The sequence below is a fragment of the Olsenella massiliensis genome, from assembly GCF_001457795.1.
Taxonomy (GTDB): Bacteria; Actinomycetota; Coriobacteriia; order Coriobacteriales; family Atopobiaceae; genus Olsenella_F; species Olsenella_F massiliensis.
In genome coordinates this window covers 279,383-305,441 of the sequence record NZ_LN898211.1, presented here as the reverse complement: position 1 = coordinate 305,441, position 26,059 = coordinate 279,383, and the positions used below count along the sequence as shown (strand labels likewise).

Annotated in this window: 19 protein-coding genes and 1 tRNA gene; 17 read left to right on the top strand and 3 right to left on the bottom strand. The window is 67.6% G+C overall.

The annotated features are described in order from the left end of the window. Positions 1-46 precede the first annotated feature (46 nt). Positions 47-1,714, bottom strand: coding sequence for a DEAD/DEAH box helicase (locus tag BN3001_RS05400; RefSeq protein WP_058271248.1), 1,668 nt, complete (start codon positions 1,712-1,714; stop codon positions 47-49). A gap of 146 nt (positions 1,715-1,860) precedes the next feature. On the opposite strand from BN3001_RS05400, the gene BN3001_RS05395 reads away from it, so the two are divergent. The 10 genes from BN3001_RS05395 (at position 1,861) to BN3001_RS05350 (ending at position 9,406) form a co-directional block, all read left to right on the top strand. Continuing rightward, positions 1,861-2,526: an orotidine 5'-phosphate decarboxylase / HUMPS family protein gene (locus tag BN3001_RS05395; protein ID WP_058270777.1), complete on the top strand. Its 666-nt coding sequence runs from the start codon at positions 1,861-1,863 to the stop codon at positions 2,524-2,526. Positions 2,527-2,660: 134 nt separating this feature from the next. Further along, entirely contained in the window at positions 2,661-4,019 is a 1,359-nt protein-coding gene (dnaX, locus tag BN3001_RS05390; RefSeq protein WP_235815049.1) for a DNA polymerase III subunit gamma/tau, read from the top strand. Beyond that, positions 3,943-4,926 (top strand): hypothetical protein, encoded by a 984-nt coding sequence (locus BN3001_RS05385; protein WP_148362953.1) that lies wholly within the window; start codon positions 3,943-3,945, stop codon positions 4,924-4,926. Before dnaX ends, BN3001_RS05385 begins: the two co-directional genes overlap by 77 nt. Positions 4,927-4,978: 52 nt before the next feature. Then, complete coding sequence (locus BN3001_RS05380; protein WP_058270775.1) at positions 4,979-5,287, top strand: YbaB/EbfC family nucleoid-associated protein; 309 nt, start codon at positions 4,979-4,981, stop codon at positions 5,285-5,287. Continuing rightward, entirely contained in the window at positions 5,287-5,919 is a 633-nt protein-coding gene (gene recR / locus BN3001_RS05375) for a recombination mediator RecR (RefSeq protein ID WP_407938265.1), read from the top strand. Before BN3001_RS05380 ends, recR begins: the two co-directional genes overlap by 1 nt. Before the next feature lie 47 nt (positions 5,920-5,966). Beyond that, the gene (locus BN3001_RS05370; RefSeq protein ID WP_058270774.1) at positions 5,967-6,815 is read left to right on the top strand and encodes a hypothetical protein; all 849 of its coding nucleotides are present in this window, start codon (positions 5,967-5,969) and stop codon (positions 6,813-6,815) included. Between the two features lie 91 nt (positions 6,816-6,906). Beyond that, a tRNA-Asp gene (locus tag BN3001_RS05365) sits at positions 6,907-6,983 on the top strand. 240 nt (positions 6,984-7,223) lie between these two features. Continuing rightward, the gene (locus BN3001_RS05360; RefSeq protein WP_197407456.1) at positions 7,224-7,958 is read left to right on the top strand and encodes an HAD family hydrolase; all 735 of its coding nucleotides are present in this window, start codon (positions 7,224-7,226) and stop codon (positions 7,956-7,958) included. A gap of 48 nt (positions 7,959-8,006) precedes the next feature. Then, on the top strand, positions 8,007-8,477 hold the full coding sequence (locus BN3001_RS05355) for an RrF2 family transcriptional regulator (RefSeq protein ID WP_058270773.1): 471 nt from the start codon (positions 8,007-8,009) through the stop codon (positions 8,475-8,477). An 8-nt stretch (positions 8,478-8,485) separates the two neighbouring features. Then, a complete protein-coding gene (locus BN3001_RS05350) occupies positions 8,486-9,406 on the top strand; it encodes an HhH-GPD family protein (RefSeq protein WP_082630011.1) in 921 nt (306 codons plus the stop codon). A gap of 40 nt (positions 9,407-9,446) precedes the next feature. On the opposite strand, the gene BN3001_RS05345 is transcribed toward BN3001_RS05350, so the two are convergent. Then, the gene (locus BN3001_RS05345; RefSeq protein ID WP_058270772.1) at positions 9,447-9,737 is read right to left on the bottom strand and encodes a DUF6485 family protein; all 291 of its coding nucleotides are present in this window, start codon (positions 9,735-9,737) and stop codon (positions 9,447-9,449) included. 1 nt (position 9,738) lies between these two features. Then, positions 9,739-10,467, bottom strand: a complete 729-nt coding sequence (nth, locus tag BN3001_RS05340) for an endonuclease III (RefSeq protein WP_058270771.1) — start codon at positions 10,465-10,467, stop codon at positions 9,739-9,741. A gap of 215 nt (positions 10,468-10,682) precedes the next feature. On the opposite strand from nth, the gene glgB reads away from it, so the two are divergent. From glgB to mfd, 7 genes are all read left to right on the top strand, one after another. Beyond that, positions 10,683-12,803: a 1,4-alpha-glucan branching protein GlgB gene (glgB, locus tag BN3001_RS05335; protein ID WP_058270770.1), complete on the top strand. Its 2,121-nt coding sequence runs from the start codon at positions 10,683-10,685 to the stop codon at positions 12,801-12,803. 171 nt (positions 12,804-12,974) lie between these two features. Then, positions 12,975-15,413, top strand: coding sequence for a glycogen/starch/alpha-glucan phosphorylase (locus BN3001_RS05330; RefSeq protein ID WP_058270769.1), 2,439 nt, complete (start codon positions 12,975-12,977; stop codon positions 15,411-15,413). Between the two features lie 35 nt (positions 15,414-15,448). Next, entirely contained in the window at positions 15,449-16,597 is a 1,149-nt protein-coding gene (locus BN3001_RS05325; RefSeq protein WP_058270768.1) for a glucose-1-phosphate adenylyltransferase, read from the top strand. A 2-nt stretch (positions 16,598-16,599) separates the two neighbouring features. Then, a complete protein-coding gene (glgD, locus tag BN3001_RS05320; protein ID WP_058270767.1) occupies positions 16,600-17,694 on the top strand; it encodes a glucose-1-phosphate adenylyltransferase subunit GlgD in 1,095 nt (364 codons plus the stop codon). 27 nt (positions 17,695-17,721) lie between these two features. Continuing rightward, positions 17,722-19,212: a glycogen synthase GlgA gene (gene glgA / locus BN3001_RS05315; protein WP_058270766.1), complete on the top strand. Its 1,491-nt coding sequence runs from the start codon at positions 17,722-17,724 to the stop codon at positions 19,210-19,212. Between the two features lie 2 nt (positions 19,213-19,214). Beyond that, a complete protein-coding gene (locus tag BN3001_RS05310; RefSeq protein WP_058270765.1) occupies positions 19,215-22,499 on the top strand; it encodes a 4-alpha-glucanotransferase in 3,285 nt (1,094 codons plus the stop codon). Positions 22,500-22,596: 97 nt separating this feature from the next. Beyond that, positions 22,597-26,028, top strand: coding sequence for a transcription-repair coupling factor (gene mfd, locus BN3001_RS05305; RefSeq protein ID WP_058270764.1), 3,432 nt, complete (start codon positions 22,597-22,599; stop codon positions 26,026-26,028). The last annotated feature ends 31 nt before the right edge of the window (positions 26,029-26,059 follow it).

Sequence of the window (26,059 nt, the reverse complement as noted above, 5' to 3'; positions counted from 1 at the left end):
TGGGCCGCCCGGCCTGTCGCGCGGCCTGCCCCGCCGGGGCCGGGGGCTAGTAGTGCCTCCCGTACCTGCCGCCGCGGCTTCGCCCGCGCGAGCCGCTGAAGAGCCTGCGCGTGGGCTTTTCGGTCGAGCGCGTGGGATTGGGCAGGATGCGCCCCTCGTCGTACGAGAAGCCCTCGAGGTCCCATAGGGGCACGAGCTTCTTGGTAAAGTACTCGATCTCGCGCAGGGGGCTTATCTCGTCGGGCGCCACGAACGTGTACGCGTGGCCCGTCGCCCCGGCGCGCCCGGTCCTGCCGATGCGATGGACGTAGTCCTCGGGGTCCATGGGCACGTCAAAGTTCACGACGGCGTCGATGCCGCTCACGTCGATGCCGCGGCTCATGACGTCCGTTGCCACGAGCACCTGGAGCTTGCCGGAGCGAAACTCGCTCAGGGCGCGCTCGCGCGCGCGCTGCGGCCGGTCGGCGTGCATGACGCCCACGCGCCTGCCGTTGGCCTTGAGCTGCGTCTCAAGCATGTCGGCGCGCATCTTGGTGCGGCAGAATACCAGAACGCGCTCGGGCACCTGCCCCGACGCGCCGCCCCTTGCCACGAGAGCCTCGAGCAGCGGCAGCTTCTGTCCCTGCGTCACGCAGCACAGGTGCTCGTCAACGGTGTCGGCGGTCTCTCCCACGCGGGCGATCTCGATCCTCACGGGGTCGTTGAGCATGGCGTCCACGGTGCCCTTGATGGACGGCGGGATGGTGGCCGAAAAGAGCAGGGTCTGCCGCTCGCGCGGGCAGGCGGCGACGATGCGCCTCACGCTGGGCCAGAAGCCCATGTCGAGCATGCGGTCGGCCTCGTCCAGCACCAGGCAGCGGACCTCGTCAAGGCGCACGTGCTGATGCTCGAACAGGTCGATGAGACGACCCGGCGTGGCCACGAGCAGGTCGCAGCCGGCCTCAAGCTCGCGAATCTGACGGTCAAACTTGGTGCCGCCCATGACGACGACGGCCTTCTGCCCCGTCTTCTCACAGACCACCGAGACGACCCGCTCGATCTGCGAGGCGAGCTCCCTGGTGGGGGTGACGACCAGCGCAAAGGGGCCAAAGGGCCGCGCGTTGGGGTCGGCGGCGCAAGCGTCGCGAGACGGCGCCCCCTTGCGTGAGGACGAGCGCCGCCGGCGAGCCTTGCGCCTGTCGGCGGGTCGTGAGGGCGCCTTCTCGGTCGGGTTCGCGGCATCGGCCGTGCGCTGCGGCCGAGAGGTCCCCTCGCCGCCCTCCCCGTCACTCGCCGTGGACCGGCGCCGATGGTGCCTGCGCCGACGACGCGGCAGCCTGCCCTCGTCGTCCACGCGAATCGAGACGGATCCGGGACCCTTGACGGCGTCGGCCAGCACGTCCGGACCGCCCTCGCCGGCCCCGGCAGGCGTCGGGCCCGCGGCGATGTCGTCCGGGGCAGGTGAGGCCCCGGATGGCGGGGTGTCGCCTGTGTCCCTCTCTCCCTCGCGCTCAAGGCGCGCGCGGCGTGAGGCGTCGGCGATCACCTGGAGGATGGGCAGGGCAAAGGCAGCGGTCTTGCCCGTGCCGGTCTGCGCGGATGCGACGACGTCGCGGCCTGCCAGGATGTGGGGGATGGACTCCCGCTGCACGGGGGTTGGCGTCGCAAACCCCAGCGCGGCGACGCCCTCAAGTATCTGCTCGTTTAGCCCGAGCTCGGCAAATGTGGTATCCATGCCCATCAGTATCACCCATTTGCGCCCGTCGCGCAGCCGTCACCCGAGCAAAAGCTCGATTCGCCAGCTAACCTGCGCAATAGTGAATGTGACTGACTGATGGTTCCCAGGGCGGTTCGACCGCTCTCGCGAGAAGGAGACAAACGATGAGGTTGCAGCTGACGCTCGACGTCCCCAACGTGGAGGACTGCCTCGATTTGGTCTACGCGACGCAGGACGTCGTTGACGTCGTCGAGGTGGGCTACCCGCTGCTCGTGGAGGAGGGGCTGTCGCTCGTGCGCCACGTCAAGCACGCCTTTCCCGACAAGCTGGTGCTGGCCGACGCCAAGATCTTTCACAGCGGCGGCTACGTGGCGCGCACCTGCTTCTCATATGGGGCCGATGCGGTGTCGGTGCTGGGGGTCGCCTCGGACGAGGCCTTCCGGGCGGTGCGCCGCGTCGCGGACGCCTGTGGCGGCACGGTCATCGCCGACCTCGCGGGCGCCGGCAAGGTGGCTGCCCGTGCGCGTGAGCTCGTCGCCCTGGGCATCAACGCGTTCGTGGTCCCCTCGGGGCTGAGCCGCGTCGCCGACGAGAGGAGCCTGGTGTCGGATCGGGGGGAGGGCGGCGACGCCGCCCCCCTGAGCGACCTGCACGACCTGAGGGAGTTGCTGCCCCAGGCGGAGGTGGGGGTCGTTGGAAACGTCAACGCCGACACCATCGACAGGGTCGTCGCCGAGAGGCCCAGCGTCATTCTCGTCGGCCGCGCCATCGTAAGCGCAGAGGACCCGCATGAGGCGGCCCTGAGGCTCAAGAGGCGGATGGGGGAATAAGGCGCGAGCCTATCGCCCGTCGCGTCCGCACGGCGTCATCTTGCCCGTGCACCTGCTGCCATGCGTGCCTGCCGCGCGCCGCCCTTTGGCTCATCGCTATACTGGTAATCCGAGTATGGCGAGCCGGAGGTGCCATGGAATCTCTCTATCGGAAGTACCGTCCGCAGACCTTTGCGGACGTGGTGGGCCAGCAGCATGTCGTGTCCACCCTCGAGCATGCGGTGCTCGAGGGGCGTATCAGCCACGCCTACCTGTTCTGCGGCCCTCGCGGCACGGGCAAGACCACCATGGCGCGCATCCTCGCCAAGGCCCTCATCTGCGAGCGGGGCGCGGGGCACCTTCCCGACGGCAGCTGCGAGCAGTGCCGCCTCATAGCGGCGGGCGAGCATCCGGATGTGCTGGAGCTTGACGCCGCGAGCCGCACGGGTGTCGACAACGTGCGCGAGGAGATCATCAACCGCGTCGCCTTCGCGCCCGTCCGCGGCCGTTACAAGGCGTACGTCATCGACGAGGTGCACATGCTCACGACGGCGGCGTTTAACGCGCTGCTCAAGACCCTTGAGGAGCCGCCTCCCCACGTGGTCTTCGTGCTGTGCACCACCGACCCCCAGAAGGTGCCCGAGACCATCCTCTCGCGCGTGCAGCGCTTTGACTTTCGCCCCATTGGCCACGACGCCATCCTCGCCCATCTTAAGGAGGTGTGCGGCAGCGAGGGGTTCGATTATGACGAGGCGGCCCTCGACCTGGTGGTTCGTCATGCTCGCGGCGGCATGCGCGACGCGCTCTCCACGCTGGAGCAGCTCTCCACCTTTGGCGGGGGCAACGTCTCGCTCGACGCCGCCCGCGACCTTTTGGGCGAGGTGACCACCTCGCAGCTCGTGGAGCTCTCCTGCGCCATCGCGCGCCGGGACGTGCCGGGCATATTCGACAAGGTCTCCAGGCTCGTGGACGACGGGCGCGACCTGCTGCAGTTCTCCCGCGAGCTCGCCGCCCACCTGAGGGACGTGTACGTCGTCAGCGTCGCGGGCCCGGACGCCCTGGCGCTCGACCTTGACGACGAGGGGCGTGCGCAAAGGAGTGACGAGGCGCTCGCCTTTGGCTCTCCCGACCGCGTCGCCCATGCCCTCGCCGTCCTGAATGACGCCTCAAACGAGATGCGCGTGGCCACCAACCAGCGTCTGACCCTAGAGGTGGCGCTCACCCGCATCGCCCGCCCCCGGGCGGACCTGACGCTCGAGGCCCTTGCGGATCAGCTTGCCCAGCTCGAGGGGACTGTCGTGGCCCTCTCGGCACGCCTTCGCGGCCAGCCTTGTCGAAGATGGACGCGGCATACCCCTCGTAGTCATAGGTCTGAACCTGGACCCGGCCGTAGTCGGGCGCGAGGGCCTCAAAGAGGGCGAGGTAATCGGTCTGCGCATGCCACTCGAGCATCTGAAGCAGCAGCTTGCGGTCAACCACGGAGCAGTCCAAGAAGGCGGTGTCGCCAAACTTGACGCCGTGCTTGACGCCCGTGACGCGCCCGTCCTGACGGACCCTCCTGACGTGCCAGCCTCGCCCGTCCCGACGGACCGTCCCGACGTGCCAGCCTCGCCCGTCTCGCCCTCGCCCGCCGCGTCGCCTGAGAGGGCCGCCGTGACGGATGCGGGCGAGCTTCAGCGCAGATGGCGGCAGGTGGTGGACGTCCTGCTGAGGACCAACCCCTCGCGCGCCTCGCTGCTGAGGGCGTCCGTCGCCCGCGAGGACACCGGCGGCAGGCTCCTGATCCAGCTTCCCAAGGGCTCCTCGTTCGTCATGAACATGCTCGAGCGCACTGACGTGCGTCAAGGCGTCGACGAGGCGGTGGCATCCGTCTTTGGCGCGCGGCAGCTTGCGTATGTCGAGGCACACTCCACGGGCCTCGGCCTCGCCCCGACGGCGCGGGGTGCGTCGTCTCCGTCCGCGCGTCCAGCCCCGGCGGGCGACGACCGACCCCGCCCCGACGCAACGCGCCCCGTCACGGACGCGCCGGGTGTGCCTCCGCTGGCTCCCTCCACCCCCGCCGGTCCGGTGACTCCCGCGCGGACGGCCTCCGCCTCTGTCGGGCAGACCCAGGCCCCCGCCTATGAGGAGGTGCCCCTGGAGAGCTATGGGGAGGTTCCCTTTGAGGAGGAGCCGCCCCGCGAGCCGTCGCCCCCCACCTCTTTCGCCCCCGCCCCCTCTCGGGCGGCCGGGACCCCGTCGTCTTCGAGCCAGCCGGCGGCCGGCGCCCCCGCCCCCGCGCCGCAGGCGACGTCATCGACGCCTGAAGGCATGGAGGGATTGCTCGCGATGCTCACGGAGGTGTTTGGCGAGGGCGTCACGGTGAGCGTGGAGAAGCCCGGCGGCGACGACGGCGCCATGGGGCGGACTCGTCGCGAGTGAGGTAAGCTGAGGCTCTCACACGCGTCAGAACCAGCGTCCGAGGAGGACTCCCATGAACATGCAGCAGATGATGAAGCAGGCGCAGAAGATGCAGAGGCAGCTCGCCGACGCCCAGGACAAGCTCGGCCAGATCGAGGTCTCCGCGTCTGCCGGCGGCGGCCTGGTCAAGGTCACCGGCACGGCCGACATGCGCATCACGTCCGTTACCATCGACCCTGACGCCCTTGACCCCGAGGACGTCGACCTGCTGCAGGACACGGTCGTCGCGGCGGTCAACGAGTGCCTCTCGAGCGCCAAGGAGGCGGCAAACAGGCAGCTGGGCGCCGTCACCGGCGGCATGAGCATGCCGGGGCTCTTCTAGTGTCGCTGCTAGGAGATGCGGGCGGGCTGCGCCCGTCCGAGGACGCCCGTGCGCTTCAGCGCCTGCTGGACGAGCTGGGGCGCCTTCCCGGCATCGGCCCCAAGTCCGCCCAGCGCATCGCCTACTGGCTCCTCGAGTCGGACGTCGAGACGGCCCGCCGGCTCTCGTCCGCGATCATGCAGGTCAAGCAGCAGGTGCACTTTTGCCCCGTCTGCTTTTCCTACGCGGTGCGCGACACCTGTGACATCTGCGCCGACGCGTCGCGCGAGCGCTCCGCCATCTGCGTGGTCTCGGAGCCCCGCGACGTCTCGGCCATCGAGCGCACGGGGAGCTATCACGGCCTCTACCACGTGCTGGGCGGCGTCATCTCGCCCATGGACAAGGTTGGCCCCGACCAGCTCCACGTGCGCGAGCTGCTCGCCCGTCTGGCCGACGGCGGCGTCGACGAGGTCATCCTGGCAACCAACCCCGACGTCGAGGGCGAGACGACCGCCACCTACCTCGCGCGGGTCATCGCCCCTCTGGGCGTCAGGGTGTCACGCCTCGCCAGCGGCCTGCCGGTCGGCGGGGATCTTGAATACGCAGACGAGGTGACCCTGGGCCGCGCCATCGAGGAGCGGCGTACTATATAGGCAACACGCCGGGCCAGCCCGGCGCCAACGCGCAAGGAGGTCTGGCAATGGCCCAAGACGTCAACGCCGCCCCCCGAAGGGGGAAGCACGCCGCCCACGCAAAAACGGACAGGGCACGGCTCTCTTCCAGCCTGCCCACGGTCGGCCCCCTGGACGAGCAGGGCGCCCCGCGCCCCATCGGCGTCGACCCCCAATCGACGGGGGCGTTCAGCCGCATCGCGTCGGGGGAGGGCGCCACGGTGGAGACGAGGGACAACATCGGGAGGATATCCCCCGACTCCACGTCGTCATGGAGGCGGACGGGGCTGGGAGACGACATGCGCCTGACCGGCCGTAACCGCCCGCGGGTGTCGGGTCGCTCGCAGGGAGGGCCCGACGACGCGCCCTCCCTCATGGCGCAGCTGCGCAAGCACTGGCTCATCATGGTGGCGGCGGGCCTCATGATCGTGCTGGGCCTCCTCTTCCTGCGCAGCTGTCTCGTCGCGCCGCCCGCCGAGCCGGACCCCCAGCAGGGGACCCAGCAGACCCAGACCGCCGCAGACGGCACCCTGACCTACCAGGGCACGACCTTCTCGCTGAGGCGGCAGGACGACGGCACGTACGCCCTCGTGGGCCAGACGCCAGACGCCCAGTCCGGCGAGACCTACATGCAGCTGTCGGGCACGCCCGTCCAGCTCGTGCTCTACAACGGCGCGATCATCATTCCGGAGAACCTTGACGGAAGCTGGGACGTGCTCGCCTACACCGTGGGCACGGGCTCGGTGGGCGCGCAGGTGGTCGATGCCGACGAGCGTCCGGTGGGCGGCCAGGGCCAGATCGTCAAGGTCGAGCTCTCGGGGTCGGACCTGCTGGTCACGGATGACGCCGGCACCACGACCGCCGTGTCGCTCGCGTAGTTATGGAGCGCGGATGGACGAAACTTTTTCATGCTTTGCCCTAGACAGTGGGGAGGGCTTCTGGGTAGAATAGCTTCCGCACCAAATGAACGGGGTGTTAGCTCAGCTGGTTAGAGCGCCGGCCTGTCACGTCGGAGGTCGAGGGTTCAAGTCCCTTACATCCCGCCATGCCTGATCAGAGGGTCCCGTCGGGGCCCTCTTTTTTGTCGCGAGACCTGCCGCTTGCTGGCGACCTGCGACCTTCGACAAAGAATGCGGGGCATATGCGCCCATTCGTTACATTGCAAAAAACAGGTCAATTGCGCCACGGTAAAATGATTGCGCCACGGTAAAATGATACTTATGTAATACTCTTTACATCTATGTGACGAGGGGCCCGCCGCCCCACGGGGACCGCGAGGGAGACTCATGGCATCAGCTGCCGACCAAGGCACGGCCGCGCGCGTTCCGCACGGTCATGACGACGCGCCGTCGGCACTCGTGCGCCTTGCCGTGTTTGACTACGACGGCACCATGATCAGCGGCCAGTCGGGCGCCCTCCTGTCGCGCTGGCTCATCGCTCGAGGCATGCTGAGCCCCCTGCGCGCCCTGCGCCTGGGATGGTGGGGCGCTCGCTACTTTCTGCATCTGCCCTACCGACAGGACGAGGCGCGCGAGCAGATCTTCGGGGCGCTGTCGGATCGCACGCCCCAGGAGATACGTCGGATCATGCGTGAGTTCCATGACGCGGTGCTGCTCAAGCGGTATCGCCAGGAGGCCATCGACGAGGTGCGCAGACGCAGGGAGGAGGGCTGCGTCACCCTGCTGGTCTCGGCCACGTTCCTCGACATCGCACGCGCGGCCGCGCGGGTCCTGGGCGTGGACGGCTTCGTCGCCACCGACATGGAGCAGGACGCGGACGGCAACTACACGGGAAACGTCAGCGGCACGGTGGTGGCCGGTCCCGAGAAGACGAGGGCGGTCGCGGCGTGGGCCGACGAGCATGTTGGCAAGGGCAGGTGGACCATCGCCTACTCGTATGGCGATCACCACTCCGACCAGGACCTCATGACTGCGTCCGAGAAGGCCTACGCCGTCTGTCCGGGCAAGACGCTCAAGCACGTGGCAAGTCGCCGCAACTGGGACGTGCTGGACTGGAAATAGCGTTCGCTCGCGAGGGCGTCTTGCGCCTCGCGAAGGAGGGAGCACGAGGTGGAACTCTCAAAGAAGCTTGACTATGCGATGCGCATGGTCGCCGAGCTGGTGGAGAACGAGGGGGAGACCATCTCGGTGCGCGTCGCCGCCGAGAATCGCAGTGTGCCCTACACCTTTGCCCGCTCCATCCAGCGCGACCTCGCGCGCGGGGGCATCATCGAGAGCAGTCGTGGCTCGCGGGGCGGCATGCGCCTGCTGGTGGACCCTCGGACCACCACGATTCGCTCCATCCTCGAGTCGCTCCAGGGGCCCATCAAGGTGTCGGTGTGCGACCACGCCGGCCCCGACGGCGGCTACTGTCCCTTTGCGGCCGAATGCCACTTCAACCCGGTCTGGTGCGAGGCGGAGAACATCCTGCGGTCGTACTTTGACGCCATGACCCTGCACGACGTCATCATTGAGCACAAGCATCCGGTGCTCAGCAAGGGCAACCGCTTTGAGCTGGTGAGCCCGCAGGGGCAGAAGTAGGGTCCCGCATGGCCGTCGTCTCCGATGCGCGGCGAGCGCCGTTCGACCGTGCCGCCTGGTCGGCCTCGCTGGGCCCCTCCCTCACGGCCTTTCGCGCCCGGGTGCGCGAGGAGGGGCGCAGGCTGTATCGGGACCTTCCCTGGAGACGCACGCGTGACCCCTACGGCATCTGGCTGAGCGAGGTCATGCTTCAGCAGACGCAGGTGTCGCGCGTCGAGGGTCGCTGGGAGGCCTGGCTCGCGCGCTTCCCGCGCGTCGAGGACCTGGCCGCCGCCCAGAGCGCCGACGTCCTCGCCCTGTGGCAGGGCCTGGGCTACAATCGGCGCGCCATCGCGCTTGGGAGGGCCGCTCGGCAGGTCATGGCCGCCGGCGGCGTCTTCCCGCGCGAGACGGAGCGTCTGCTTGAGCTGCCGGGCGTGGGGCCGGCCACGGCGGCCGGCATTCGCGCCTTCGCCTTTGATCTGCCCGGAACCTATCTTGAGACCAATGTGAGGTCGGTCTTTCTGCACGAGCTCTTTCCCGGCGTCCAGTCGGTGAGCGACCGCGAGCTCGCCCCGCTGGTCGGGGCCACCTGCCCGCCCGACGACGCGGACCCGTCCGACGACCCGCGCAGCTGGTATTACGCCCTGCTCGACTACGGCGCGCACCTCAAGCGCACGACCACGAACCCGTCGAGGCGCTCGGCGGGCCATGGGCGTCAGTCGGCCTTCGAGGGCTCGCGTCGCCAGAAGCGCGCGGAGCTCGTGCGACTGCTGCTGGCGGGGCGCGACGAGGGGGCGCTTGCCACCACGACGCTCGCGCGCCGGCTCAACGAGGTCGAGCGGGCCGCCGGTCGTGCCGAGCTGGACGTGGGGCAGGTGGAGGGCCTGCTTGGGGAGCTTGCCGCCGAGGGCCTCTGCAGGCGGGAGGCGTCGGGCTGGTTGGCGTAGGCATGCGCGGCCCTGCGCGGTGCGCACGTCCCGTGACGGGCTAGGTCGCGTGGCCCTCCTCGAAGGCGGCCGCCGCCATGCGGCAGCGCTCCCGCTCGTCTGCGCCGCGGGGATGCTCGGCCACAAAGCGCGCAAAGCCCTCGACCGAGAAGTCGTCCCACCTCTCGATGTCGCCCAGCGCCTTGAAGATGCAGCTTGGGACCTCGCCCAGCGAGAGGTTCTTGCGTATGCAGCCGTCGCAGCCCAGCCCCTTCGCCAGGTTGTTGGGGTTGTTGGGGTTGAGGGGGCAGGAGACGTCGTCGCAGCTGCAGAAATGCCTTGAGTCGCTCACGCTAGGCCCCCTTCCCGCGCCGGCGTGCGCCCCCGGTCGTCCGTGACGCGCGTGACGTCCGGGGCCGGGGGTTTCCGTTTGCCTTGAAGGCGACCGGGCAGATGTCCACGCAGCGGCAGGCGTCGCAGCGGGGGCTCTGGGCGGAGCAGACCTCCCGGCCAAAGTGAATCCACTGCTCGTTGACGGGCGCCCAGAGCTCATGGGGAAGCAGCGCCAGCAGGTCCTGCTCGGCCTGGAGGGGGGTGGGGGCGCTCGTGAACTTGAGCCTGGTGGCGATGCGGAACACGTGCGTGTCGACGGCTATGCCGTCCACGATGCCAAAGGCCTTGTTGAGCACGATGTTTGCCGTCTTCCTGCCCACGCCCGGAAGGCGGACGAGCTGCTCCATGGAGGCGGGCACCGCGCCGCCGAAGTCCGCCACGATCATCTGCGAGGCGCTGACGCAGTGGGACGCCTTCGAGCGCCAGAAGCCGATCGTGCGGATGACCTCGCCCAGCTCCGCAACGTCCGCGCCGGCCATGGCGGGCGCGTCGGGCCAGCGACGGAACAGCTCGGGCGTCACCTTGTTGACGGCCGCGTCGGTGGTCTGCGCCGAGAGCATCACGCAGATGAGCATCTCAAAGGGGTTGGAGAAGGCGAGGGCGCTCTGCACGTCGGGATAGGCCTCGCCCATGCGCCTGCAGAACTCCATGGCCCGCTCGCGCCGGGCAACCCTTGACTCGCGTGGCATGGCGCCCCCTCGCATCCCTCTTGCCTCGACTGCCTGGTCTCTGCCAGAGACTGTAGCAGCTCGCCTTCTCGCGTGGCAAGGCGCGAGCCTGTCGTGCGGGTGGCCCGGCAAATGTCGCCGCTGCCGAGAATGCCCTTTGGCCCGCCTCGCCCATGAAATAGAATCAGATGCACCTGCACGATTTCGGCAGACGTCAACCATCCGGGGAGGCACCCATGGGCACGCCCATCGAAGATCTGCTCATCACCAACGATGACCTGTACATGATGGGAGAGGGCCGATGGTATCGCAGCTACGAGAAGCTGGGAAGCCACCCGGCCGAGACGCTGGGCGTCGAGGGATACTACTTTGCCGTCTGGGCCCCCGACGCCAGGAGCGTCCGCGTGATCGGCGATTTCAACGACTGGGACCAGGAGGCCACCTATCTGGAGCCCACGAAGACGGGGGCCATCTGGCGCGGGTTCGTCGAGGGCGTGCGCGAGGGACAGCTCTATAAGTATCTCATCGAGACGCCCGAGGGCGACCTGCTCTACAAGGCGGACCCCTACGCCAACTTCGCCGAGTGCCCTCCCGGCACCGCCTCGCGCACCACGGACATCACCGGCTACGAATGGGCCGACGACGCCTATCTCGCGTCACGTCGGGACCGCCGCATGATGAAGGCGCCGCTCAACATCTTCGAGGTGCACCTGGGCAGCTGGAGGCGGCACGACGACGGCCTCGCGGGCAACGGCGACGCGGACGCCGACGACCACGCCGGCTCCTACCTGAGCTATGACGAGCTGTCCGAGGACCTCGTCTCGTATGTCAAGAAGATGGGCTACTCCCACATCGAGCTGCTCCCCGTCATGGAGCACCCCTTTGACGGGTCCTGGGGGTACCAGGTGACGGGCTACTTTGCGCCCACGAGCCGCTACGGGACCCCGCGGCAGTTCAAGCACTTCGTCGACGCCTGCCACCAGGCGGGCATCGGCGTCATCCTGGACTGGGTGCCCGGCGGGTTCTGCCGCGACGAGCACGGGCTCGTGCACTTTAACGGCCACAAGCTCTACGAGGAGGAGGAGCATCCCGACTGGGGCACCTACAAGTTCGACTTCACCCGACCGGAGGTCTGCAGCTTTTTGGTGTCAAACCTCCTGTACTGGATCGGCGAGTACCACATTGACGGCATACGCATGGACGGCGTCACGTCGATGCTCTACCTCAACTTTGGCATCGACGACGCCCACCTCAAGCGCTTCAACGAGAAGGGGACGGAGGAGGACCTTGCCGCCATCCAGTTCGTGCGCGCGTGCAACGACGCCGTGGGCGCCTATTACCCTGGCGTCATGATGATCGCCGAGGAGTCCACGGCCTGGCCGCTCGTGACCTATCCGAGCTCCGACGGCGGCCTGGGCTTCCACTTCAAGTGGGACATGGGATGGATGAACGACACGCTGCACTACATGCAGACCGACTTTCCCTGGAGGCCGGGCAACCACAAGCTCCTGACCTTCTCGACGATGTATCAGTTCAACGAGAACTTCGTGCTGCCCCTCTCGCATGACGAGGTCGTGCACGGCAAGTGCTCGCTCATCACACGCCAGCCCGGCGACTACTGGCGGCAGTTCGCGGGCATGCGCTCGCTCGCCCTCTACCAGATGACGCACACGGGCGGCAAGCTCAACTTCATGGGCAACGAGATTGCCCAGTTCATCGAGTGGCGCTACTACGAAGGCATCGAGTACTTCCTTACCGAGCAGTACGACAGCCATGCCCGCCATCAAAGGTACGTCGCGGCGCTCAACCACTTCTACCTGGAGCATCCGGCACTGTGGCAGAACTCCTTCACCGCCGAGGGCTTCGAGTGGATCGACGCCGACAACGCCGACCAGGACATCATCACCTTCGTCCGCAAGGGGGACGAGTCCAAGGACGACCTGGTCATCCTCATCAACTTTGACGTGAACCCGCACGAGGAGTTCCGCCTTGGCCTGCCCCGGCCCGGCTACTGGCGCGAGGTCTTCAACACCGATGACGTCGCCTTTGGCGGTTCGGGCGTCACCAACGAGGGCGTGCGCTTTGCCTCCGAGGACGTCAGCTGGAACCGGCGCGAGAGCTCGCTCGTGCTGAGGGTGCCGCCGCTCGCGGGCCTCATCCTGGCCTTTGACGGGCCGCTTCCCAAGCCCAAGGCCCCGGCGAAGCTCAAGTCCAAGACGTCCGCAACGTCCAAGGGCCGCCCGTCGTCAGCGGCGTCCGGGGCGTCTAAGGCGGCGGCCAAGAAGGCCGCGCCCGCCAAGAAGGCGGCGACCAAGAAGGCGACCGCCAAGAAGGCGACCGCCAAGAAGGGCAAGTAGCCGCCCCCGGCCAGGCGACCCTGCGCCCGGGGCAAGGTGTCGGGATGAAAAAGACCGTCGCGCCCTGGGCCAAACGGGGCTGAAAGATGTAACAATAGGGTCGTTGTGGCAGGCGAGTTGCCCGAGGGGGGCTCGCCTGCCTGCTGACTGGTGACACAAGGAGAGGTGACGATGACCCAGGAGCCCTTTTCCAACGAGATTTTCGCGGACGTTGACGACTTTGTGAGGCAGTATCGCGAGTCCTGCCAGACGACCTTTGCCAAGACCTACGAGAAGCTTGATGAGCGCGACCGCTACTTTGCCCTCGCCAGCCTCATAGCCCGCAAGTCGCGCAACCTTCGCGTGGCGTCGAGCGCCAATGACGAAAAGGACGTCTACTACTTCTCGATCGAGTTTTTGCTGGGCCCCCTGCTTGACAACTACCTGCTCAACCTGGGATGCCGCGACATCGTGAAGGCCGGCTGTCGTCAGCTGGGCACTGAGCTCGATGCCCTGGAGGAGCAGGAGGTTGACCCCGGCCTGGGCAACGGCGGCCTGGGGCGCCTGGCCGCCTGCTACATGGACTCGCTGGCGGCGCTGGGCATCAACGGCCATGGCAACGGCATGCGCTACCGCTACGGCCTCTTCCGCCAGGAGATAGAGAACGGGCGCCAGGTCGAGAAGATGGACGACTGGCTCCAGCACGGCTACGCCTGGGAGACGCGCAACGACGGTTCCTCCGTCCTCGTGCAGTTTGGCGGCACCGTCGTGCGCCACGAGCAGGACGGCCGCTACTGGTTCACCCAGGAGGGCGGACAGCTCGTCAAGGCCGTCCCCTACGACGTGCCTCTCATCGGCTACGGCGGGACCACGGTCAACAACCTGCGCATCTGGAGCGCCGAGCCCGCGAGCGAGGACTTTGACCTTCAGGCGTTCAACGCCGGCGACTACGCCCAGGCCATGCGCTTCCAGTCCGACGTCGAGGCCATCAGCCAGATCCTCTATCCCAACGACGCGGGCGAGCACGGCAGGCTCCTGCGCCTCAAGCAGGAGTACCTCTTCGTGAGCGCCGGGCTCCAGACCATCCTGCGCGCCTTTGAGGCCAAGTACGGGCCGGACTGGGAGCACTTTGCCGACCATATCGCCATTCACACCAACGACACCCACCCGGCCATGTGCGGCCCCGAGCTCATGCGCATCCTCGTGGACGAGAAGGGCGTCGATTTTGACCAGGCGTTCAAGATAGCCTTCGACACCATCTCGTACACCAACCACACCATCATGCCCGAGGCGCTCGAGCGCTGGCCCATCGGCGTCTTCCGCGAGCTTCTGCCCCGTCTCTACATGATCATCGAGGCGGTCGACCAGCGCTACTTCGAGCACTTCCCGCGCGACCGTGACAACTGGCAGGACCTGCTGCGCGACACCGCCATCCTCTGGGACGGCCAGGTGCGCATGGCCAACCTCTCGGTCATCTTCGCCCACTCGGTCAACGGCGTCTCCGCGCTGCACACCGGCATTCTCGAGGAGAGCACCCTCCGCTCGTTCTATGAGCTTGAGCCCCAGAAGTTCAACAACAAGACCAACGGCATCTCGCATCGCCGCTTCCTTGGAAACGCCAACCCCGCCTATGCCCGCCTGATCTGCGACAGCATCGGCGAGGGCTGGCTCAAGGACGCCTCGGAGCTCTCGCAGCTCGAGCGCTTTGAGGACGACCCTGCCTTCCAGGAGGAGTTCGAGAAGGCGCGCAGCTGGAACAAGGCGCGTCTCGCCCGTTACGTCAAGCGGGAGACGGGCGTCGAGCTTGACACCTCCATGGTGTTCGACGTACAGGTCAAGCGCTTTCATGCCTACAAGCGCCAGCTGCTCAACATCATGAAGGTCATGAGCCTGCGCGAGCGCCTGCTCGCCGACCCCGGCTTTGACGTGCGTCCGTGCGCCTTCATCTTCTCGGGCAAGGCCGCCCAGAGCTACGCCTTCGCCAAGGAGGTCATCAGGCTCATCAACGCCGTCGCCGACGTCGTCAACGACGACCCGCGCGTCAACGACCGCCTCCGCGTGGCGTTCGTGCCCAACTTCGCGGTGTCAAACGCCCAGCTCATCTATCCCGCGGCAGACATCTCCGAGCAGATCTCGTGGGCGGGGTCCGAGGCGTCGGGCACGTCAAACATGAAGCTCATGATGAACGGCGCCATCACGCTGGGCACCTATGACGGCGCCAACGTGGAGATCGCCAAGCTCGTCGGCGACGACAGCATCAAGATCTTTGGCCTGAGGACCGAGGAGGTCGACAGCCTGCGCTCCTCCGGCAGCTACTGGGCCTGGGACGTCTACAACGGCGACCGGGACGGCATCGGTCGGGTCGTGGACAGCCTCACGGACGGCACCTACGCGCGCCTCTCGGGTAACTTCGAGGCGATTCGCGACGAGCTCATGACCCGCAACGACCATGACCTGGTCCTCGCGGACTTCCGCTCGTACGTTGACGCCTGGAAGGAGCTCACCGCCGCTTACGGCGACCGTCGCCCCTGGTGCCGACACGCCATCCACAACACAGCTCGGTCGGGGTATTTCTCCAGTGACCGAAGCATCCGCGAGTACGCGGCTGACATTTGGCATATTGGTGCATAGGAACCAGTCCAGAAAGGTATGAAGGGGGAGTGGTCATGAGCAAGAAGGAATGCGTCGCCATGCTTCTTGCCGGCGGACAGGGAAGCAGGCTTGGGGTGCTCACCAAGGATGTCGCCAAGCCCGCCGTCTCTTTTGGCGGCAAGTACCGCATCATCGACTTTGCGCTGTCCAACTGCGCCAACTCGGGCATCAAGACGGTGGGAGTGCTCACCCAGTATCGTCCGTACCTCCTCCACTCGTACCTCGGCACCGGTGGCGCGTGGAACCTCGACGAAAGCGACGGGGGCGTCTCCATCCTGCCACCCTACGCCACGCAGTCGGGCGGCGCCTGGTATGCGGGCACGGCGGACGCCGTGACGCAGAACATCGGCTTCATCGAGCAGAACGACCCCGAGTACGTGCTCATCCTCTCGGGCGACCAGCTCTATCGCATGGACTATCAGGAGATGCTCGCCAACCACAAGCGTCACGAGGCGGACCTCACCGTCGCCGTCATGCCGGTACCCTGGGAGGAGGCCTCCCGCTTTGGCATCATCACGCAGGATGCCGACGCCCGGATCGTCAAGTTCACCGAGAAGCCCAACAAGCCCGACTCGAACCTGGCGTCCATGGGCATTTACATCTTTGACGCCAAACTGCTGGTTGACACCCTCAAGGCGGACGCCGTCGACCAGTCCTCCGAGCACGACTTTGGCAACGACATCATCCCCAAGCTCCTTGCCGACGGCAAGCGGCTCTACACCCATGAGTTCAACGGCTTCTGGCGCGACGTCGGCACCATCTCGTCGTATCACGAGACGAGCATGGACCTCTTGGGCAGCCATCCTGCGTTCGACCTGTTTGACGCCGGCGCGCCCATCATGAGCAACGCCTCGACAAGGCCGCCGGCCTACGTTGGGCCCCACGGCGAGATTGACGACTGCCTCGTGGGCAACGGCGCCCGCATCTTTGGCAAGGCCGTGCACTCCATCATCTCGACCGACGCCTGCATCGGCGAGCGCGCCATCGTCGAGGCGTCGGTGCTTTTGCCCGGCGCCTGCGTGAAGGACGGCGCCCATGTGGTTCGCGCGATCCTGGGCGAGCACTCGACCGTCGAGGAGGACGTCGTGCTCGGCAGCGTGGACCAGACCAGGGATACGGCGGTCATCGGCAACAACGTCGTCGTCGGAAAGGGGGAGGAGTAGTCATGGAGAAGATTCTCGGCATCATCACGGCTAACTACTCCACAAAGTATCCGAGCGTTCTCTCCGAGGTGCGCCCGGTGGCGTCCCTCCCCTTCCTGGGTCGCTACCGCGTCGTCGACTTTGCCCTCTCCAACATGGTCAACTGCGGCATCCGCACCGTCGGCATGATCATGCCCTACAATTACCGCTCCCTGATCGACCATGTGGGGTCGGGCCGCGACTGGGACCTCAATCGCAAGAAGGGCGGCCTGTTCATCCTGCCCGGCTCCGCCTTCGGCACCTCGCGCACCGGCTCGCGCTTCCTGTTGCGCGACCTGGCCCACAACAAGGTGTACATGCAGCGCGGCAGCTCGGACCTCTGCATCATCACCACGGCGAGCTTCGTCTACAACATGGACTACCGCGACCTCGTCGCGGCCCATCGCGCGTCCGGGGCCGACATCACGGTGCTCACCAAGAAGGCCTCCGGCAAGGACGTGGACGTGTGCGGCTTTGCCGTTGAGGACGGGCGCGTCACGGGCGTCAAGCACGGCGTCAAGTTTGGCGACACCGCCTTCTTGGACTGCTTCGTGGTTGACCGCAAGCTGCTGCTTCAGATGCTCGAGTGGTATGCGCAGACCGATTACCTCGACCTCTTTGAGGCCCTCGCGCCCGACTACGGCAGGGTCAAGGTTCAGACCTATGACTACGAGGGGTATGCCGCGGCCATCTTCGACAAGGATGCCTACTTCCGCGCCAACATGGACCTGCTTGACCCCAAGATCTCCGCCGAGCTCTTCCCGGAGGGGCGGGCCGTCCGCACGAAGGCGCATGACAACGCGCCCGCAAAGTTCGAGGCGGGTTCCCACGTGTCCAACTCCCGCATCTCGGGCAGCGCGCGGATCCTGGGGTCGGTCACCAACTCGATCCTGGGTCGCGGCGTCACCGTCGAGACGGGCGCGAGCGTCAGCAACTCCATCGTCATGCAGGGCTGCGTCATCGAGACGGGCGCGCGCGTGGAATACGCGATCGTTGACCGTAACAACGTGGTCCCCGCCCATACCGAGCTGCGCGGCACCCCCGACGCCCTCTTCATCAAGGACAAGGCGGAGGCATAGCTCACGCCACCCGCAGAAGGAAGACTCATGGCAACCAGCGTCAGACGCAGGATCAAGATACTCTTCGCCGCCTCGGAGGCCGTCCCGTTCGTGAAGACGGGCGGCCTGGGCGACGTCGCCGGCTCCCTGCCCGCCGCACTCAGGGCCAAGGGGGCCAAGGTGTCGGTCATCCTCCCCAAGTACTCCTTCATTCCCGAGGAGTACCAGGGGCGGATGAGGCACATCGCCGACTTCTACGTGCCCCTCTCCTGGCGCAGCGTCTACTGCGGCATCGAGAAGCTCACGCTCGACGGCATCGACGTCTACTTCGTCGACAACGAGGCCTACTTCAAGCGCGAGAGCGCCTACGGCTACTTTGACGACGGGGAGCGCTTCGCGTTCTTCTCGAAGGCCGTCTGCGAGGCCATAGAGCTCCTTCCCGAGCTTCAGGTTGACGTCCTTCACTGCAACGACTGGCAGACGGCCCTTGCCCCCGTGTTCCTGCGGGAGTTCTACCAGGCGTCGGAAGCCTGCCGCAACGTGAAGACCGTCTTCACGGTCCATAACGTCAAGTTCCAGGGACAGTACTCCGACAAGGTCCTCGCGGACATCCTGGGCCTCGCCGACAACCCCACCGCGGCGGGCCAGCTGTACTGTGACCGCGACTCCATCAACTACATGAAGGGCGCGCTCTGCTATACGGACGTCATCACGACGGTGAGTCCCAGCTACGCCAGCGAGCTTCAGATGCCCTTCTTCGGCGAGGGCATGGACGACATCTTCCGGCGCCGCTCCAACGTGCTCAAGGGCATTCTCAACGGCATCGACCAGGACGCCTGGAACCCCGCCACCGACGAGCTCATCCCCCTGAAGTATGACGCCGACTCCCTCGAGCTCAAGGCCCAGAACAAGCAGGCGCTCCAGCGGGAGCTTGGCCTGCGCGAGGACCCCGAGCGCCCGCTCGTGGTCATGGTGGGGCGCCTTACCAACCAGAAGGGCCTGGGGCTCGTGCGCTACGCCATGAACCGCCTCATGGAACGAGGCGTCCAGGTGGCCGTCCTCGGCACGGGCGACAAGGACCAGGAGGAGGCGTTCAAGTACTTTGACTGGACCTACGGCGACATGATGAGCGCCCGCATCGCCTTTGACAACGCGCTCAGCCATCGCATGTACGCCGGCGGTGACATCCTGCTCATGCCGTCCGAGTTCGAGCCCTGCGGCCTCTCCCAGATGATCGCCATGCGCTACGGCACCCTGCCGGTCGTGCGCGAGACCGGCGGCCTCCAGGACTCCGTCGAGCCCTACAACAAGTTCACGGGGGCAGGCACGGGCTTCCGCTTTACCAACATGAACGCCGACGAGATGGCCGATTGCCTGCTGGGCGCCTGCGAAGTCTTCTGGACGGATAAGGAGGCTTGGACTAAGCTACAACGGCAGGCGATGGGCACCGACTTCTCCTGGAGCCGCGCGGCCGACGAGTACCTTGGCATCTATCACGGCCTGCACCCGGAAATCATCAGGTACGACCAAAAGAGGTAGGCGTGAGGGCCAAGCACGTAACGTCAGAGCTTTGTTATAGGAATCCTTTCGGCGCCGTCCAGTCGGGGGGCGCCGTTTCGCTGTCGCTGGACGTGTGGGACGAGCCGGCGGCGACCGCCCGCCTGCGTCTCTGGGTGGACGAGCGGGGCGAGCGCCTGCTTGACATGCGGGGTAGGGTCGAGGGTGACCACCTGCGCTTCTCGGTGACCTTCGTGCCCGACCGCCCCGAGGTCGTGTGGTACAGCTTTCAGGTGCAGGCGGCCGACGGGGCGGTGTGGCGCTACGGGGCGGCTCGCGAGCACGCCTGCGGGGAGGGGGCCTTCGCCTACGGGGAGCCACCCTCGTTCCAGCTGACCGTATACGACGCGGGACGCGGGCGGCTGCCCGCCTGGTACGCTCAGGGCGTCGTCTACCAGATCTTTCCCGACCGCTTCGCGCGGGGCGCGGGCTGGCGCGAGCAGGTGGAGGGCGACCTTGCGACGCCGTATCGCGGGCCCGAGCGGCGTCTCGTCGAACGATGGGACACCTACCCGAGCTATGAGCGCAACGCCGACGGCAGCATCGCCGCCTGGGACTTCTACGGGGGCACGCTCGAGGGCATCCGCGAGCGCCTTGACTATCTCCGGGGCCTGGGCGTCTCGGTCCTCTACCTCAACCCCATCTTTGCGGCAAGCTCCAACCATCGCTATGACACGGTTGACTACCTGCGCATAGACGGAGCCCTGGGAACCAAGGAGGACTTTTGCCGCCTGTGCGCGGACGCCGAGGCGCGGGGCATCTCCATCATCCTGGACGGCGTGTTCAACCACGTGGGCGCCGACTCCAAGTACTTCAACCGAGCTGGCGTGTTTGCGGAGCCCGGTGCCTTCCAGGGCGACGCCTCGCCGTATCGCAGCTGGTTCACGTTCAGGGACGACGGCAGCTACGACGCCTGGTGGGGCGTCGAGGACCTCCCCGCCGTGCGCGATGACAGCCCCGAGTTCCGTGAGCTCATCTGCGGCTATAACGGGGTGGTGCGCACGTGGCTGCGCCTGGGCGCCCGTGGATGGCGCCTTGACGTGGCTGACGAGCTTTCGGACGAGTTCATCGAGGACATCAAGAGCGCCGCCCTCGCCGAGAGGCCCGACGTCGTCGTCATCGGCGAGGTGTGGGAGGACGCCTCCCACAAGGTGTCCTACGGCAGGCTCCGCCACTACTTCCAGGGCTCGGAGCTTGACGGCACCATGAATTACCCCCTGCGCAGCGCCCTGCTGGGCTTTGTCACCAACAACCGCACGGCGGGCGAGCTTGCGGCAACGCTCCAGTCGCTTCACGAGAACTACCCTCCCCAGAGCTTTGCCGGCGAGCTCAACCTCCTGGGCAGCCATGATCGCAGACGCCTGCTCACGGTGCTGGGCGACGCCCCCCAGGCGGACGAGCTGACCGACGACGAGCGCCGCGTCTTTCGCCTGGGCCCGGACGAACGCTCCCGGGCCGTGAGCAGGCTCTGGGTGGCCGCGCTCCTCCAGATGTGCCTGCCGGGCGTCCCGAGCGTCTATTACGGCGACGAGGCGGGCCTTGAGGGCTACGCCGACCCCTACTGCCGCGCCACCTTCCCCTGGGGCCACGTCGACGAGGACTGCTTTGCCATCTATCGCAACGCCATCGCCCTGCGGCGGGCGCTGCCGCCCCTCACGGACGGGAGCTTTGAGCCCTTCTCGCAGGGGGATGACGTCTTTGGGTTCTGGCGCCGCGGCGAGGGGGGCTCAGTCTGCGTGCTCGTGAACGCCTCGCTCACGGAGTCGCACGTCGTCCGCATCCGGGTGGACGCCCCCATTGCGGACGACGTGGTGAGTGGCGCGCGCCAAGAGGTGCGTGACGGCCAGGTGGAGGTTCGCCTCTGGCCGCTGGGGACCGCCGTCATCCACCCGCACGAGGAGGTTCGTCTCCAGAGGCCCCTCGAGCGCGGGCTCGGCGTGATGTGCCACATCACGTCGCTGCCCAACCTGGAGCGCCCCGGGCATGCGGGCACGCTCGGCGAGCCCGCCCGACGCTTCATCGACACGCTCGCCCGCGCGGGCGCACGGTACTGGCAGGTGCTGCCCGTCAACCCGACGGACGAGTTTGGCTCGCCCTACGCCGGCCTCTCGGCCTTTGCCGGCAACGTCTCGCTCATGTGGGGCATCGACGACGATGACGGCCCCTCCGTCCTGCCCACGGACTTTGAGGGGACCTCGGAGTTCCGTCGCTTCGTCGAGAGCAACGAGCGCTGGCTTTTGCCGTACGCCACCTTCCGCGCCATCAAGGACCGCATGGGCGACGCCCCCTGGCAGGAGTGGCCCAGCCGCTATCGCAGCTGGCATGCGGGCCTGCCCGCCAGGCGGGAGCTCAAGAGGGGCGTCCGACGCGTCCTGGGACTGCAGTTTGCCTTCATGCGGCAGTGGGGCGAGCTGCGTCGCTACGCCCATGAACGGGGCGTCGCCATAATCGGTGACATGCCCATGTACGTCTCGGCCGACTCCTCGGACGTATGGGCCGAGCGCGAGCTGTTCTCGCTGGGAGAGGACGGGCGGCCCGCCGAGGTGGCAGGATGTCCGCCTGACGCCTTCGCGGCGGCGGGGCAGGTGTGGGGCAACCCCACCTATGACTGGGAGCGTCATCGGAAGGACGGGTTCTCATGGTGGCTCCGGCGTCTTGCGCGCGCCTTCGAGCTCTATGACTACGTGCGTCTCGACCACTTCCTGGGCTTCTCGTCGTACTTCAGCATCCCGGCGGGCGCAAGCGCCTCCGAGGGCCGTTGGAACTACGCTCCTGGGCTTGAGCTCTTCAAGACGGCCCACGAGCGCCTGGGCGCCCTGCCGGTGGTGGCGGAGGACCTGGGCTCCGTGACGCCGGCGGTGCGGGCGCTCACGGCCCTGACGGGGTTCCCGGGCATGGACATCATCCAGTTCCAGGACGCGGACGTGCGCGAGGGCTACCATCCCGCCGCCGGCTCCGTGGCCTACAGCTCCACGCACGACACCAACACCCTCCTGGGGTGGGTGGTGCGGCGCTACGGCCTTCACATGACCGATTCTGACGACCGTCACGCGGCCCTGGACGTGGCCCGCAGACTGCTGAGCGCCTGCGCAGACGCGCCGTCCGATGTGGTCATCCTGCCCTTGCAGGACCTGCTGCTCTTGGGCGAGGGCGCGCGCATGAACGTGCCGGGCGTGGCCTGCGGCAACTGGCAGTGGCAGGCAGAGGTGGGCTCGCTTGACGCGGCCCGCGAGGTGCTCCACGAGCTCGTGAGCGAGAGCGGGAGGTAGGAGCCACGCCCACAGGGTCGCTCGCAGACGGGGGTCGGCAGGACGGGCGCATGTGAGGGCAAGCTAGGACACTTTCCTTTCGTTTGGTTGGAACGTAATGCTTATCAATCGTGTTTCAGAACTGCTCTTCTCGGCGCGGGAGCTCGCGTCCGTCAAGGCAGACCTCGAGGCGGGCCGCGACGCCAACCTCTCCGTCGCGCAGAGCGCCAGGCCCCTGGTCGTCGCCTGCGCCTGGGCCGTCCGCCCCCGCCCGACCCTGGTCGTCGTCTCGGGCGAGGAGGCGGCGGACCGCATGGCCCGTGCGATCGCCGCCTGGGTGGGGGCCAAGGACGTCCTTCGCTACCCCGAGCGCACGGACCTTCCCTGGTCGGAGCGCGACCCCGATGACGCCGTCATCGGCGCTCGTGCGCAGGCGCTCGCACGCCTCTCTGCCGGCGACGACTGCGTCGTGGTGGCGAGCGGACGCTCCCTTCTCAGGAGGGTGCCGCCCGTGGGGTCGGGCTTCTTCGCCTCCTGCACCTTCGCCGTGGGAGACCAGCTCGAGACGGACGAGGCGGCGGCGCTTCTCGTGGGCATGGGCTATGCCGACGCGGGCTCGAGCAAGGACGTGAGCGCGCCGGGCAGCTTCCACCTGCACGGCGACGCGCTCGACGTGTTTGCCGCCCAGGCGACGGCTCCCGTGCGCGTGGAGTTCTTTGGCGACGAGGTTGACCGCGTGCGGCGCATGGTTCCCTCCACGGGACAGACGATCGGCGAGCTCGAGGAGGTGGCCATCAGGCCCTGCCGCGAGATCGCGCTCACGCCGGCGACCGTCGCCGCCGCACAAGAGTCGCTTGCGGCCCGCGCCAAGAACTCGACGCGCATCGCCGCCGACCTCGAGCTCATCGAGAGGGGCGCCCGCGCGCCTCAGCTCGACAAGTACCTTCCCGACCTGTACGGGAGCTCCGCCAGCCCCCTTGAGCACATGTCCTCGCGCGCGCTCGTCATCCTCTCGGAGCCCCGAGCCCTCATCGACGACTGCCAGCGCGGCTTCGATGACGTGGCCGGGGCGGCGCAGGGCGCCCACGAGTCGCTGGAGGGGCTCTACACGAGCCCGCGCGACCTCGACTTCGGCAGTCAGCAGCGCCTCTCGCTCTCCTCGCTCGCGAGGGCCAAGACCGCCGCGACCTCGGGGCTCATGGTGGAGCAGCCCCACATCGCGGGCGGCAACGCCAAGCTCGTCGGCCGCCTGCGTCAGCTCGTGCAGAAGCGCGACGCCGTCGTGTTCGCGGTGCCCGACCGCGCCGCCCGCGAGAGCGTCAAGCTCACCCTGGTGGACGAGTCGATTCCCTTCGAGGAGCGGCTCTCGACCGGCGCGTCGCCAGACGCGGGCCCGCTTACGGGGGGCGTGGTCACCGTCGTGGACGCCCCGGTGCCCGCCGGCGTCGTGGTGCCCCCCGCGCACCTTGCCGTGCTGTCCGTCAGCGACCTCAGCTCGCGTCTGGCCTCCCGGCGCAAGGCCAGGCGGGTCGATCCCACGGCCGTCACCTTTCCCTTCAAGCCCGGCGACTACGTGGTCCACGCCACGCATGGCATCGCCCTGTTCACCCAGATCGTGCGCCAGGAGGTCGCGGGCAGGGAGCGCGACTACTTCCTGCTCGAATATGCGGCGGGCGACAAGCTCTACGTCCCGCTCGAGCAGGTGGACCGCCTCACGCGCTACGTGGGGCCCGACGGCGCGCAGCCGCGGCTCACGCGCCTCAACACCGCGGACTGGTCGCGCGCCACGGGCAAGGCCCGCTCGAGCGCCAAGAAGCTCGCCTTCGACCTCGTGGACCTCTACACGAGGCGATCGGCCGTGGCGGGCTTCGGCTTCTCGGCCGACACGCCCGCCCAGGCCGACATGGAGGCCAGCTTCCCTTACGCGATGACGCCCGACCAGGCCTCCGCCATCGCCGACGTCAAGGCCGACATGGAGGCGAGCCGCCCCATGGACCGCCTGCTCTGCGGCGACGTGGGCTTTGGCAAGACGGAGGTGGCGCTGCGCGCCGCCTTCAAATGCTGCCAGGACGGCAAGCAGGTCATGGTCCTGTGTCCCACGACCATCCTCGCCCAGCAGCACTTCGAGACCTTCTTCGCGCGCTTTGCGCCCTTCGACCTCAAGGTGGCGGTCCTCTCGCGCTTTGTGAGCCCCGCCCGGCAGCGCCGCGCCCTCAGCGGCTTTGGCGACGGCAGCGTGAGCGTGCTCATCGGCACGCACCGCCTCCTCTCCGCCGACGTGAGTCCCCATGACCTGGGGCTGGTCATCATCGACGAGGAGCAGCGCTTCGGCGTCCAGCACAAGGAGCAGCTCAAGAACATGCGCGAGCAGGTGGACGTCCTGACGCTCTCGGCCACGCCCATCCCCCGCACGATGCAGATGGCCATGAGCGGCGTGCGCGACATGAGCCTCATCATGACGCCTCCCCCCGGCCGGCTCCCCGTGAAGGTGAGCGTGGGGGAGTGGGATCCCGACGTGGTATCGGATGCCATCCGGACGGAGCTGGGGCGCAAGGGGCAGGTCTATTACGTGAGCAACCGCGTGACCACCATCGAGGACGCCGTCCAGCGCGTGATGGAGGCGGCCCCCGAGGCGCGCGTGGGCGTGGCGCACGGCAAGATGAGCGCCGACGCCGTGGAGGACGTGATGCTTCAGTTCCAGGAGCACGAGATCGACGTGCTCGTGGCGACGACCATCATCGAGAGCGGCATCGACAACCCCCACACGAACACGCTTGTCATCGAGGACTCGCAGCGGCTGGGCCTCGCCCAGCTCTACCAGCTCAAGGGCAGGGTGGGTCGAGGTCGTCAGCAGGCCTACGCCTACTTCATGTTCCCCGCCGACGGCGCGCTCACGCCCGAGGCCACCGACCGCCTCCTTGCCATTGACGAGTATCAGGACCTGGGCAGCGGCATGCGCATCGCGATGCGCGACCTCGAGATTCGCGGCGCGGGGTCCCTGGTTGGCGCGGAGCAGCACGGCAACCTCTCGAGCGTGGGCTTTGACCTCTTCACGCAGATGCTGGGAGAGGCCGTCGCCGAGGCCCGCGGCGAAGGGGGCGCGGTGGAGCTTTCCGAGGTTATCATCAACCTACCAGCCGACTTCTTCCTCGCGGAGGAATACCTGCCCGAGGTGGACCAGCGCGTGCTCGCCTACCGTCGCCTGGCCGCCGCCACGGAGCTCAAGACGGTGGACGAGCTGCAAGCGTCGCTCGAGAAGGAGCGCGGCGCCCTGCCTCTTGCGGGCAAGAACCTCTTTGACAGGGCCCGCATTCGCATACGGGGAGAGCGCCTGGGCGTCACGAGCGTGTCCGTGTCGGCAGGCAGGCTCATCTACCAGGGACTTGACCTCACCCGACCTCAGGCCGTCAGGCTCAAGCAGCGCCGGGGCATATATCAGACAAAGAGCAGGCGCCTCTCGTACCCGTATCACGCCGGCAAGGAGGAGCTGCTGCCGGCGGCCCTGGGCGTCTTGGAGGAGATAGGCGGCGCCGACGAGGCGGACGAGTAGGCGCGAGCGAGGCGAGGAGGACGCATGGCAG